This window comes from Rhizobium sp. No.120 (assembly GCF_054558365.1).
Window position 1 is genome coordinate 49,656 of the sequence record NZ_BAAJNQ010000006.1, and the last position, 12,639, is coordinate 62,294.

Sequence of the window (12,639 nt, forward strand, 5' to 3'; positions counted from 1 at the left end):
ATGTCCAATCTTCTTCTCAGCTATTATGGCGATGACTTCACCGGCTCCACCGACGTCATGGAGGCGCTTGCCTCGAACGGCGTGCCGACGGCTCTCTTCCTCGACATTCCGAGCGAAGCCATGCTGGAACGGTTCAAGGATTGCCGCGCCATCGGCATTGCCGGCACCAGCCGTAGCGAAACGCCACAATGGATGGACGAACACCTGACGCCAGCATTCCAGTGGCTGAAGAGCCTCGACGCCGCCATATGCCATTACAAGGTGTGCTCGACCTTCGATTCCAGCCCCAGGGTTGGCAACATCGGTAAGGCAATCGAGATCGGCAAGGCGCTCTTTGCACAATCCGTCGTGCCGGTCGTTGTCGGTGCGCCGCAGCTCAAGCGTTACACTGCCTTTGGCCATCTCTTTGCCGCGTATCGGGGCGAAGTTTTCCGTATCGACCGACACCCGGTCATGAGCCGGCATCCGGTTACGCCGATGGATGAGGCCGATCTTGCCGTTCATCTGAGCAGGCAGACGTCCCTCCCCGTCAGCCTCGCCGATCTCATCACGATCCAGGCAGCCGATGCCGACGCGCGGCTCGATGCTCTGGCGGGAGGCAAGGAGGGTATCCTGCTGCTTGATGTCGACAGCCCGGAAACCCAGGCTGCCGCAGGACATCAGCTGTGGCGCCTTGCAGGCAAAGGCAATGCTTTTGTCGCAGGCTCGTCCGGTGTCGAATATGCCCTTCTCAATGCCTGGCGCAACGAAGGTTTGATCGGAGAAAAGCCGGAGTTTGCTCCTCCCGGCAAGGTCGACCGCCTCGCGGTCGTCTCCGGCAGCGTATCGCCGACGACCGAACGGCAAATCCGGCGTGCCACAGCCGACGGTTTTGACGGCATCGATCTCGATCCCTTGGCGCTTGTTGACGAAAATGGCGAGCAGGCGCTGGACGCCGCGGTCATCGCGGGCGTGGGCAGCCTCAAGGCCGGACGCAGCGTCATTCTCCACACGGCACTCGGCCCTTCCGCCGATCGTGGCGGCGATATCGACCGCATTCCCGGCGCCCGCCATCGCTTGGGGCAGGCTCTCGGCACGATCCTGCGACGGTTGATCGAGCAGGAAAATCTCGGCCGCGCCGTCATTGCCGGCGGCGATACATCGAGCCACGCGCTCAAGGAATTGCGCGTCGAGGCCCTGACGGCACTTCTACCATTACCGCAAACGCCAGGCTCGCCGCTTTGCACGGCGCATGGCAGCTACGCGCCCACCAATGGCCTGCAGATCGCTCTCAAGGGCGGACAGGTCGGCACCGACGGCTACTTCGCGCAGATACGCGACGGCCTAGGATCTTAGCTACACAATTTTTGGCGCGCATTGGCATGCTCATTGACTCATCATACCACTTGCGATACCATAATCCGAAAGTGAACGAGGTACTAACATGACTGCAATTGCTCTTTTCGGCGCCGGCGGCAAAATGGGCTACCGGCTCGCCAAGAACCTGAAAGGCTCGCGCTTCGATGTGCGGCATGTCGAGGTCAGCGATGCCGGCAAAGCCCGCCTGAAGAATGATCTTTCCATCGATTGCCTCCCCGTCGATGCCGCGCTGGATGGCGCGGACGTCGTGATCCTTGCAGTACCGGATACCGCGATCGGCAAGGTTGCTAGCGGCATCGTCGACAGACTGAAGCCCGGCACGATGGTCGTCGCGCTCGACGCCGCCGCCCCCTTTGCGGGTCATCTGCCGCAGCGCGAAGACCTCACCTATTTCGTCACGCATCCCTGCCACCCGCCGATTTTCAACGACGAAACCGACATGCAGGCCAAGAAGGACCATTTCGGCGGCCTCTTCGCCAAGCAGCATATCGTTTCGGCGCTGATGCAGGGACCGGAAAGCGCGTATGCCCTCGGCGAGGAAATCGCCAAGGTCATCTGGGCGCCCGTCATGCGCTCGCACCGCGTCACCGTCGAGCAGATGGCGATGCTGGAGCCGGGCCTTTCGGAAACGGTTTGCGCCTCGCTGCTCGTCGTCATGCGCCAGGCCATGGATGAGTGCGTCGCCCGCGGCGTTCCGGCGGAAGCCGCCCGCGACTTCCTGCTCGGCCACATGAACGTGCTTGGCGCAGTCATCTTCAAGGAAGTCGACGGCGTGTTCTCCGACGCCTGCAACAAGGCGATCGAATTCGGCATTCCTGCCCTCATGCGCGACGACTGGAAGAAGGTTTTCGAGCCGCAGGAGATCGCAGAAAGCATCCGTCGCATCACCTGATCGACGTCCCCCGGGAGGGCAATGCCCTCCCCTTGCTGCCCTGCCGGGAACAGGGCCTGTTTCATAACTGGGAGGAGACCATGAAACTGACACGCAGACTGACACTTGCAGCCTTTACCGCTGCATTGGCGCTGGGCACGGCGATGCCGGCCTTCGCGGCCGATCTGATCGCCATCATCACACCAGCCTTCGACAACCCATTCTTCAAGGCAGAGGCCGTCGGCGCCGAAGCCAAGGCGAAGGAACTGGGTTACGACACGCTCGTCATGACGCATGACGACGATGCCAACAAGCAATCGGAAGTCATCGACACAGCGATCGGGCGCGGTGCCAAGGCCATTATCCTCGACAATGCCGGTGCGGATGCGACGGTCGCCGCCTTGAAGAAGGCCAAGGATGCGGGCATCCCCTCCTTCCTCATCGACCGCGAAATCAACGTCACCGGCATCGCTGTCGCTCAGATCGTTTCCAACAACTATCAGGGTGCACAGCTCGGCGCGCAGGAATTCGTCAAGCTGATGGGCGAGAAGGGCAATTATGCAGAACTCGTCGGCCGCGAAGCCGATACCAATGCCGGCATCCGCTCGCAGGGTTATCACGACGTCATCGACGACTATCCGGATCTGAAGCTGGTTGCCAAGCAGTCGGCGAATTGGAGCCAGACCGAGGCCTACGCCAAGATGGAAACCATCCTGCAGGCGAATCCCGACATCAAGGGCGTGATTTCGGGCAACGACACTATGGCGATGGGCGCGATTGCCGCGCTGCAGGCCGCCGGCCGCAAAGACGTGATCGTCGTCGGCTTCGATGGCTCGAACGATGTGCGCGACTCCATCAAGGCGGGCGGCATCAAGGCGACGGTCATGCAGCCAGCTTACGCCCAGGCCCAGAAGGCGGTCGAACAGGCCGACGCCTATATCAAGAACAAGACGGCACCGAAGGATGAGAAGCAATTGATGGATTGCGTCCTCATCAATGCCGACAATGCCGACAAGCTTGAGACCTTCGCGCTGAAGAACTGATGCGACTAGGTTGGAGAGCGCGGGAAACTCGCGCTCTCCCGATGTCTTTCCTGCGAGATCGAGGTGCATTGCATGTTGAGGACCAGAGGCGCACTCGTGGCCCTTGTTTTGGCCGCAGCATTGCCCGGCTGCAAGATTATCAAGACGCCGACGCCCGAGGAGAAGGCAGCAGCGGCGGCAAAGAGTGCCTTCGACCCAGCTGCCAAGGTGGAGGCGATCTGGCAATCCCAGGCGCTACCCGCTATTGATAAGCGCGCGGGCGACATCAAGACGGTATTGCAAGCCATAGCCGCCAATCCGGATGACGCCGGCGCGAAATACGGAAACCCGCGAAAGCAGGCTTCTTCGCCCTGGACCTATGCCGTCAAGCTGAGTGGCAAGATCGTCGCTGCCGATACCGCCTCCCGTGCGGGCACTCTCGACGTCGATGTGGACGGCGACGGCAAGGCGGATGCGAAGGTGCAGATCGGCCCTGCGGTCCGCGGCACGGCGCTGCGCGACGCGCTGGATTTCCTAGACTTCAACGAATTCAGAAACCAGATCGAATGGGCCCAATTCGGTAAGGCCTTCAGTGAGAAGGCAAACTCATCCTTTCTGGCAGCGCTGCCTCGCAACGAGCTGATTGGAAAGACGATCACTGTAACGGGCGCGTTTCCGCTACCCCCATCCGGCCAGCTTCCTTTGGTCACCCCTTCGGCCCTGACATTGGGGCAATAATTATGAGCGAAACGTCAAGCAACGACATCATCCTGCGCCTGGAGGACGTTTCCAAGGTCTACTCCGGAATCGTCGCCGTCAGGCACGCCAACCTCGAGCTGCACCGCGGCGCGGTCAACGTTCTCGTCGGCGAAAACGGTGCCGGCAAGTCTACCCTGATGAAGATCATCGCCGGGGTCGAACGGCCGACTTCAGGCCGCATCCTGCTCGAAGGCGCGGAAGTCTCCTTCAGCAGTCCGGCCGACGCACAGGCTCGCGGAATCGGCATGATCTTCCAGGAGCTCAATCTCTTTGCCAACATGACGGTGGCCGAGAACATCTTTGCCACACGCGAAATCACCCGCGGCATGTTCGGTATCGATCACAAGGCGCAGATCGCAAGGGCCAACGAGTTTCTGGATCGGCTCGATGCCGGCATAGGCGCCGAAACCATGGTGGAGGATCTGCCGATCGGGCAGCAGCAGCTCGTCGAGATCGCCAAGGCCATCTCGCTTGACGCTCGCATCCTCATCATGGACGAACCGACATCGGCGCTATCTGCGGCAGAAGTCGACATTCTGTTCAAGGTCATTGCGGAACTAAAGGCTCAAGGCGTCGCGATCGTCTATATCTCGCACCGGCTGGAAGAACTGATGCGCATCGGCGACTACATCACCGTGCTGCGCGATGGGCAGATCACCGGTCAGGCCATGGTTCGCGATATCGATACGAAATGGATCGTCCGCTCGATGATCGGATCGGATGCCAAGGACTTCGCCAGAGATGGTGGCCATGCGATCGGCAAGGAAGCTTTCCGCGCCGAGGAGATCAGCCTGCCGCGACGCACCGGCGGCCTTGCCGTCGATCATGTCTCGCTGTCGGTGCGCGCCGGTGAAATCCTCGGCATCTACGGCCTGATGGGTGCCGGGCGCAGCGAATTCTTCGAATGCGTGATGGGCCGGCATCTGCATTCCACCGGGCGGATCTACATCGATGGAATCGAGATTCGTGCACGCGATACCACCCGGCGCATCCGGCACGGCCTCGCCTTAATCCCGGAGGACCGCCAGCGCGAAGGATTGGTGCAGGTCCTGTCCATCGCCAGCAACCTGACGCTTGCGAGCCTCGGCCGCTTCGCCCGGCTGTTTTTCCATATCGATCCGGTGGCCGAAAAGACTGCCATTCGCGACATGATCCGCGATCTGTCGATCAAAGCGCCCAATCCGGATTTCGAGGTCACCTCCATGTCCGGCGGCAACCAGCAGAAGGTCGTCATCGGCAAGGCGCTCATGACCGATCCGAAGGTGCTTTTGATGGACGAGCCGAGCCGCGGCATCGATGTCGGCGCCAAGGCTGATGTCTTTCGCACCATGCGCAGGCTCGCCGGCAAGGGTCTCGCAATCTTGTTTTCAACGTCGGACCTTGAAGAGGTCATGGCACTTTCGGACCGCATCGCAGTGCTCAGCAATGGCAAGCTCGTCACCGTTCTCGACCGAAGCGAAGCGACAGAAGAGGCCATCATCGCGGCATCCGCCAAGGGACACGGACATACAGGGAAACTCGCGTCATGACCGCAGACACGTCATCCGCCTTTGCGACCAATCGCTCGAACGGTTCCGTTCTCCTGACGCTGATGAAGCTCAGGACCTTCATCGCGTTGTTTGCCGTCGTCATCTTCTTTGCGATCTTTGCACCGAACTTCACCTCGACCGCCAACATCATCTTGATGTCGAAGCATGTCGCGCTCAACGCCTTTCTCGCCATGGGTATGACCTTCGTGATCGTCACCGGCGGGATCGATCTATCGGTCGGCTCGATCGTCGGCCTTTGCGGCATGGTGGCGGGTGCCCTTATTCTGAATGGCGTCGAGCTGCCGATCGGCTATACCGTCTACTTCAATATCTACGAGATCATTCTCATCACGCTGGCCGTCGGGCTGCTGATCGGGCTCATCAACGGCCTGCTCATCACCAAACTCAACGTTGCGCCCTTCATCGCCACGCTCGGAACGCTCTATATCGCCCGCGGCCTCGCGCTCCTGTCGTCCGATGGTCAAACCTTCCCGAACCTGGTGGGCCGGCCGGAATATGACACGACAGGCTTCGATGTCTTCGGCGCCGGCCGTATGCTTGGTCTGCCCGTTTCCATCTGGATCCTGATCGTGCTGGCGCTACTTGCCGCCTATGTCGCCCGCTCGACGCCGATCGGCCGGCACATTTTCGCCGTCGGCGGAAATGAGCGCGCAGCGCGCATGTCCGGCATCCGCGTCGATGTGGTCAAGATCTTCGTCTATATGTTCTCGGGGCTCTGCGCTGCCATCGTCGGCATCGTCATATCGTCGGAGCTGATGGCGGCGCATCCGGCGACCGGGGAAAGCTTCGAGCTGAACGCGATCGCGGCAGCGGTGCTCGGCGGCACCTCCATGTCGGGCGGCCGCGGCACCATAGGCGGCACGATCATCGGTGCCTTCGTCATCGGCATCCTTTCGGACGGCCTCGTGATGATGGGCGTCTCATCCTTCTGGCAGATGGTCATCAAAGGATTGGTCATCATCATCGCTGTCATCGTGGATCAAGCGCAACGACGCCTCCAGCAGCGCGTAACTCTCATGCAAATGGCAAAGGCAGGCTGAAATGGCAGAATTCAAGGGCGCATTGATCGGTTGCGGCTTCTTCGCGATCAATCAGATGCACGCGTGGCAAGACGTCCAAGGCGCAAGCATCGTCGCGATCTGCGATCGCGACCCGGAGCGGCTGAAACTCGTCGGCGACCAGTTCGGCATCGAACGCCGCTATAAGGACGCGGCCGCCATGTTCGCCGATGGTGGCTTTGATTTCGTCGATATCGCTACGACGGTGCAAAGTCACCGCGCCCTGGTGGAAATGGCTGTCTCTCATAAGATCCCGGCGATCTGCCAGAAGCCCTTCGCAAAGACGTTGAGTGATGCCAAAGCCATGGTCGCAGTCTGCGCTGAGGCTGGCGTGCCGCTGATGGTGCATGAGAACTTCCGCTGGCAGACGCCCATTCAGGCAGTCAAGCATGCCCTCCAGTCCGGTGCGATCGGTGAACCCTTCTGGGGGCGCTTCTCCTTCCGCTCCGGCTACGACGTGTTTTCGGGCCAACCTTATCTCGCCGAAGGCGAGCGGTTCATCATCGAGGATCTCGGCATCCATACGCTCGACATCGCCCGCTTCATCCTCGGCGACGTTTCTTCACTGACGGCCCGCACGAAGCGGGTCAATCCGAAGATCAAGGGCGAGGATGTCGCCACCATCCTGCTCGACCATGAGAATGGTGCGACCTCGATCGTAGACGTCAGCTATGCCTCCAAGTTAGCGACCGAACCATTTCCCGAGACCCTGATCGAACTCGACGGCACGAAGGGTAGCATTCGGCTCTCGCAAGGCTATCGCCTTGAAGTCAGCGGCCCTGATGGCGTGAGCGTCTCGGATGCATCGCCGCGGCTTCTGCCTTGGGCTTCGCGCCCTTGGCACAACATCCAGGAGAGCGTGCTCGCAATCCAGCAGCATTGGACTGACCGCCTTGCCAACGGAGGCGAAACCTTGACGTCGGGCGCTGACAATCTCAAGACCCTGGCGCTGGTCGAAGCCGCCTATGAGAGCGCCGCCAACGGGAAACCCATCGACATCGGAGCGATGCTGCGATGAAGAGCGAGATCGATCCATTCCAGCTTTACGGTACCCGCGAGCTCGAAACGCCGCCGGTGCGACTGACGGCGGGCAGGCTTGAGGTCGACTTCAGGGACGGCAATCTTCGAGCCATCCGTTATGATGGCGTAGAGGTTCTGCGGGCCGTTTCCTATCTGATCCGGGATCGCGATTGGGGCACCTATTCGCCCGATATCGACGATCTGCGGATCAATCAGCATCAGGATGGCTTTTTCGTCAGCTATGTTGCGCGTTGCAGAGGCCCTGAGAATACCGAACTTGCGATCGACGTGCGGATAACGGCTGAGGCCGATGAAGCCCTGACCTTCGAAGCAACAGCGCTCTCGACGACCGGCTTCGAAACCAACCGCTGCGGCTTCTGCATCCTGCACCCGATAGTGGGGGTCGCCGGCACGCCGGTATTGGTCGAGCATGTCGATGGCAGCCGAGAAAACACGCATTTTCCCGATCTCATCGAACCCTGGCAGCCCTTCAAGGATATGCGGGCGATTACGCATGGCGTGATGGCGAACGTAACAGCCGAATGCCGCATGGAAGGCGACACCTTCGAGATGGAAGACCAGCGCAACTGGTCCGATGCCTCCTACAAGACCTATGTTCGCCCGCTTGCCCTGCCCTGGCCCTATCGCATACCGGCCGGCGAGCCGATGCGACAACGCATCGTTCTCACGATCGGGGATAAGCGCCGTTCGCCACCCTCTTTTTCCCATACTTCGGATGCAACGATCACCCTATGTCCGGGAACAAAATCCGGTGCCATGCCGTCCATCGGTCTTGTCGTTACACCCGAGGAAGTGGACGCAACTCTGGCTGCGCGCGACCGGCTGGCTGAAATCAGACCGCAAGAACTGTTGTTTCACTTCGATCCGAATGCCGGCCATGGCGCTGATGCCTTCAAACGCTTCGCGGCCGTCACCGCACTCCATGCCGGCAAGTCGACGCTGGAAATCGCATTGCCCTGCCACCAGCCACCTCTTGTCGAAGCACAGCAAATAGCGGGCTGGATGCGAGCGGCCGGCTTCAAGCCCGATGCAATCGTGATCTCGCCTTCCGTGGACCGGCAATCGACGCCGCCGGGCAGCAAATGGCCCGAATGCCCGCCTCTTGAGGAAGTCTATGCCGCCGCGCACGCCGCCTTTCCCGATGTGCGTATCGGCGGCGGCATGCTGAGCTATTTCACCGAACTCAATCGTAAACGAGTGCCTGCCGGCACTCTCGATTTCATTACACATTGCAGCAATCCCATCGTGCATGCAGCCGACGATCTCAGCGTCATGCAGACACTGGAAGCACTGCCCTTCATCACGCGTTCCGTACGCGCCATCTATGGCGACAAGCCTTACCGTATCGGCCCATCGACCATACCGATGCGGCAGAACCCCTATGGCAGCCGGACAATGGACAATCCTCACGGCGGCCGCATCGCAATGGCCAACACCGATCCGCGGCACAATGCCCGTTTTGGGGAAGCCTTTGCGCTGGGCTACGCTACCCGCGTCCTCGATGCCGGATTGGAGTGCCTGACGCTTTCGGCACTCACAGGATCTTTCGGCCTGATCGTTGGAGAGAATGAGCCTTCGGCGGCAGGCACCAAACGACCGCTGTTCAATACGGTCGCGACGCTGTCCCGCCTCGCCGGCCAGCCATGGCACGAGTGCCTGTCGTCCGATCCGAGCGCGGTACTCAGCTTCATCACTGTACAATCCGACGGATCACGGTCGCTCCATCTGGTCAATATCACACCCATTCCGCAACGGGTGGAGCTGGAGACATTCCAGCTGAAGGAACAGACTGAAAGCAAGAGGCTCTTGCTTGATGCCTATGGCACTGTTTCGACAGCCTTGGTGGATTGACCTTCAATTGCAGACGCGCATGTTAGTCCCAACGATCGCAATGATTTGGAGGACTGCGTGAAGACGAAGAAGCTGATCAACGAAGGCGCGGCCGCCGTGGATGAAATGCTGGCCGGGATACTGGCAGCCCATCCGCGCCATCTCCGCGCCGTTGAAGGATCGCCGCGCTCGATCGTGGCAAACCATGGGCCACGAGCCGGCAAGGTCGGTCTGGTCATCGGCGGCGGATCCGGACACGAGCCGACATTTCTCGGCTTCGTCGGCAAAGGGCTGGCTGATGCCGCCGCCATCGGGAATGTCTTTGCCTCACCGCCGCCCGACCCGATCATCGAATGCGCCAAGGCCGTCGACGGCGGTGCTGGCGTGCTGTTCATGTATGGCAATTACGCAGGCGATGTCATGAATTTCGACATGGCGGCGGAAATGCTCGCCATGGACGATATCGAGGTGCGTACCGTGCTGACAACCGATGATATCGCGTCTGCGCCGGTGGATCAGAAGGAGCGCCGTCGCGGGGTTGCGGGCAACGTTTTCATCTTCAAGGCCGCTGGTGCCGCATGCGACCTGATGTACGGTTTCAACGATGTGGAACGGGTGGCGCGCTGGGCGAATGAGCGCACCTATACGATGGGTGTGGCGCTTTCGCCCTGTTCGCTACCGCAGACACGCAAGCCGAATTTCGAGATCGGCGCCGACGAGATGGAAATCGGCATGGGCATCCATGGCGAGCCCGGCGTTGCTCGCGGACCGATGCGATCAGCGGACGAGGTGACGAGCGAACTCGTCGGCAAAATTCTCGATGAGATGAAACCCGCGCCAGGTGATCGGGTCGCCGTGCTCGTCAATTCACTAGGCTCGACGCCGTTGATGGAGCTCTACATCATGATGCGCAAGCTGAAGGCGATGCTCGACGACGCAGGCGTCGTCATTCACCTGTCGCTCGTCGGCAATTACTGCACGTCGCTGGAAATGGCCGGCGCTTCCATCACCCTCATGCATCTCGATGAAGAATTGCAGCGGCTTATCGATCACCCCTGTGATTGCGCCATGTTCCGCTCCGGCGAGGTTTTGTAATGACGACGGTTACAACAGAGGACCTGAAGGCGCTTTTCGTGCGGATCGCAGACGCAATGGCACGCGAGAAGGACCGCCTCTGCGAGCTGGATGGCGTGATAGGCGATGCTGACCATGGCATCGCCATGGAGCTTGGCTTTGCTGCGGCAGCCAAAGCGGTGTCGGAGCTGGATTCATCGACATCCGAGCCAACGCTGGTCTTCAACACGGCGGCAAAGTCCTTCCTCAACGCCGTGGGTGCCTCGTCCGGACCGCTCTATGCGACCGCCCTGATGCGCGCAGGAGGGGTAGCCAAGGGAAAGGCGTCATTGAGCGACGACGATATGATCGAGATATTTTCTGCTTTGGCCAAGGGCATTCAGGATCGAGGCAAGGCGGAGGTCGGCGAAAAGACCATGGTCGACGTCTGGGTACCCGCTGCCGCGGCCTGCCGCGCGGCCAGGGATCGAGGGCTTCCGCTTGCCGCCTGCTTGGCCGCCGCCCTTGAAGCCGGCGAAGCGGGCGCGGAAGCAACCAAGAATATGATCGCGGCAAAGGGCCGCTCGTCGCGCCTCGGCGATCGGGCCTTGGGACACATGGACCCCGGCGCCGCATCGGCTGCGGTCGTCATAGCCTGCTTTCACGATCACTTCACACGATACTGCTGATAAGCTCATCATACCAGTTGACATGTTGACAACGATTTGTCAAAACCGCCCTCAGCTTGTTCAGAGGAGGACGGGAAATGGCTGGCAACTTCAAATATGCGCGTTGGTTCGGCGCTGCTGCGATGGCGGCGGCGGCTTTCTCGGCAACCAATGTCGCCGCAGAAGACTTGACGCTGTGGACATTGAACTTCGACAACGGCGCGGCGAACAGCGCGCTGAAGAAAGTGGCGAAGGATTTCGAAGCCGCCAACCCCGGCACCCATATCGAAATCGTCCAGCGCGGCGTCGATGAGCACAAAACCGCGCTTCGCGTGGCCGCGGGTTCGAGCAAGGGACCGGATATCTATTTCAGCTGGGCCGGACTTGGCCTCGGCGGCGAATATGTAAAGGCGGGCCTCTCGCTGCCGCTCGACAAATACTACACCCAGTACAAGTGGAACGACGAACTGCTTCCGTCGGCCGCCGCTTTTGCCGATCTCTATCCAGGCGGCAAGCACGGTGTTCCCTTCACCTTCAAAGGCGAAGCGATCTACTACAACAAGAAGCTCTTCCAGAAGGCGGGCATTACCGGCGAGCCGAAAACCTATGAAGAGTTACTTGCCGCAGCCGACAAGCTCAAGGCAGCAGGCATTCCGGCCTTCACCTTCGGCGGCTCGGTCAACTGGCACGTCATGCGCCTGATGGACGTATTGCTCGAAACCAAGTGCGGCGCCGACAAGCATGACGCCCTGATGGCCATGAAGGCCGACTGGACCAAGGAGCCGTGCGCGACCGACGCCTTCACCGAATTCGCCAAATGGACGAAGGATTATACGTTGAAGCCTTTCATGGGCATCAGCAACCAGCAGTCCTATACGCTGTTCGTCGCCGGCCGCGCTGCAATGATGCTCGAAGGCGACTGGCTGGTCAGCCAGCTTAGCGGCAGCAAGGTCAATCTCGACGATTACGGCATCGTGCCGTTCCCGACGAACACCAATCGCCTCTATGGCTTTGCCGAGTACAATTACGTCAGCACCAAGAGCAAGAGCCCGGATCTCGCGGCAAAGTTCCTAGACTACTTCCTGTCCACCAAGGTGCAGCAGGATCTCGTCGGCCAGATCAGCTCGATCTCAGTCAACAAGAATGTCCAGTACACCGACCAGAAGCCGTTGGAAGCGAAGTGGCTGGATATCTTCAAGACCTATAGCAAGGTCTACATGAACGGCGACCAGGCCTTCCCGCTCGACGTGACCACCGAATACTTCCGCGTGATCAACGATGTCGCCTCCGGCAACATCCAGCCGGCCGATGCCGCCAAGCAGCTACAGACCTTCATCGCAGGTCGCACCTGATCGATCGAGAGAGGCCGCCACGCCGACCGTCATCGCGGCGGACGGCCTCCCTCACCCTCATGCCCATGCGTCAGCT

11 protein-coding genes are annotated in these 12,639 nt (G+C 60.4%); all 11 read left to right on the top strand.

Annotated features, from left to right (window positions below):
- The gene (locus ACYJRZ_RS18475) at positions 1-1,335 is read left to right on the top strand and encodes a four-carbon acid sugar kinase family protein (protein WP_459461349.1); all 1,335 of its coding nucleotides are present in this window, start codon (positions 1-3) and stop codon (positions 1,333-1,335) included.
- Positions 1,336-1,423: 88 nt separating this feature from the next.
- On the top strand, positions 1,424-2,251 hold the full coding sequence (locus tag ACYJRZ_RS18480) for a phosphogluconate dehydrogenase C-terminal domain-containing protein (protein WP_459461351.1): 828 nt from the start codon (positions 1,424-1,426) through the stop codon (positions 2,249-2,251).
- An 80-nt stretch (positions 2,252-2,331) separates the two neighbouring features.
- Positions 2,332-3,273, top strand: coding sequence for a D-ribose ABC transporter substrate-binding protein (locus ACYJRZ_RS18485; protein WP_113351124.1), 942 nt, complete (start codon positions 2,332-2,334; stop codon positions 3,271-3,273).
- Positions 3,274-3,345: 72 nt separating this feature from the next.
- On the top strand, positions 3,346-3,990 hold the full coding sequence (locus ACYJRZ_RS18490) for a DUF2291 family protein (protein WP_459461353.1): 645 nt from the start codon (positions 3,346-3,348) through the stop codon (positions 3,988-3,990).
- Positions 3,991-3,992: 2 nt separating this feature from the next.
- Positions 3,993-5,540 carry a sugar ABC transporter ATP-binding protein gene (locus ACYJRZ_RS18495; RefSeq protein WP_459461355.1) on the top strand — a complete coding sequence of 516 codons (1,548 nt, stop codon included), beginning with the start codon at positions 3,993-3,995 and terminating at the stop codon, positions 5,538-5,540.
- A complete protein-coding gene (locus ACYJRZ_RS18500) occupies positions 5,537-6,601 on the top strand; it encodes an ABC transporter permease (RefSeq protein ID WP_459461357.1) in 1,065 nt (354 codons plus the stop codon). The genes ACYJRZ_RS18495 and ACYJRZ_RS18500 overlap by 4 nt, the downstream gene beginning before the upstream one ends.
- 1 nt (position 6,602) lies before the next feature.
- Positions 6,603-7,637, top strand: a complete 1,035-nt coding sequence (locus tag ACYJRZ_RS18505; RefSeq protein ID WP_459461359.1) for a Gfo/Idh/MocA family protein — start codon at positions 6,603-6,605, stop codon at positions 7,635-7,637.
- Positions 7,634-9,511, top strand: a complete 1,878-nt coding sequence (gene apnL, locus ACYJRZ_RS18510; RefSeq protein WP_459461361.1) for a D-apionate lactonase — start codon at positions 7,634-7,636, stop codon at positions 9,509-9,511. The genes ACYJRZ_RS18505 and apnL overlap by 4 nt, the downstream gene beginning before the upstream one ends.
- A 57-nt stretch (positions 9,512-9,568) precedes the next feature.
- Entirely contained in the window at positions 9,569-10,585 is a 1,017-nt protein-coding gene (locus ACYJRZ_RS18515) for a dihydroxyacetone kinase subunit DhaK (protein ID WP_459461363.1), read from the top strand.
- Entirely contained in the window at positions 10,585-11,232 is a 648-nt protein-coding gene (gene dhaL / locus ACYJRZ_RS18520) for a dihydroxyacetone kinase subunit DhaL (protein ID WP_459461365.1), read from the top strand. The genes ACYJRZ_RS18515 and dhaL overlap by 1 nt, the downstream gene beginning before the upstream one ends.
- Before the next feature lie 77 nt (positions 11,233-11,309).
- A complete protein-coding gene (locus tag ACYJRZ_RS18525; RefSeq protein WP_459461367.1) occupies positions 11,310-12,563 on the top strand; it encodes an extracellular solute-binding protein in 1,254 nt (417 codons plus the stop codon).
- Positions 12,564-12,639 lie beyond the last annotated feature (76 nt).

Bases quoted from the DNA above. Each gene is read 5' to 3' on its own strand.
- ACYJRZ_RS18475 (WP_459461349.1), top strand. From the start codon at position 1: ATGTCCAATCTTCTTCTCAGCTATTATGGCGATGACTTCACCGGCTCC.
- ACYJRZ_RS18480 (WP_459461351.1), top strand. From the start codon at position 1,424: ATGACTGCAATTGCTCTTTTCGGCGCCGGCGGCAAAATGGGCTACCGG.
- ACYJRZ_RS18485 (WP_113351124.1), top strand. From the start codon at position 2,332: ATGAAACTGACACGCAGACTGACACTTGCAGCCTTTACCGCTGCATTG.
- ACYJRZ_RS18490 (WP_459461353.1), top strand. From the start codon at position 3,346: ATGTTGAGGACCAGAGGCGCACTCGTGGCCCTTGTTTTGGCCGCAGCA.
- ACYJRZ_RS18495 (WP_459461355.1), top strand. From the start codon at position 3,993: ATGAGCGAAACGTCAAGCAACGACATCATCCTGCGCCTGGAGGACGTT.
- ACYJRZ_RS18500 (WP_459461357.1), top strand. From the start codon at position 5,537: ATGACCGCAGACACGTCATCCGCCTTTGCGACCAATCGCTCGAACGGT.
- ACYJRZ_RS18505 (WP_459461359.1), top strand. From the start codon at position 6,603: ATGGCAGAATTCAAGGGCGCATTGATCGGTTGCGGCTTCTTCGCGATC.
- apnL (WP_459461361.1), top strand. From the start codon at position 7,634: ATGAAGAGCGAGATCGATCCATTCCAGCTTTACGGTACCCGCGAGCTC.
- dhaL (WP_459461365.1), top strand. From the start codon at position 10,585: ATGACGACGGTTACAACAGAGGACCTGAAGGCGCTTTTCGTGCGGATC.
- ACYJRZ_RS18525 (WP_459461367.1), top strand. From the start codon at position 11,310: ATGGCTGGCAACTTCAAATATGCGCGTTGGTTCGGCGCTGCTGCGATG.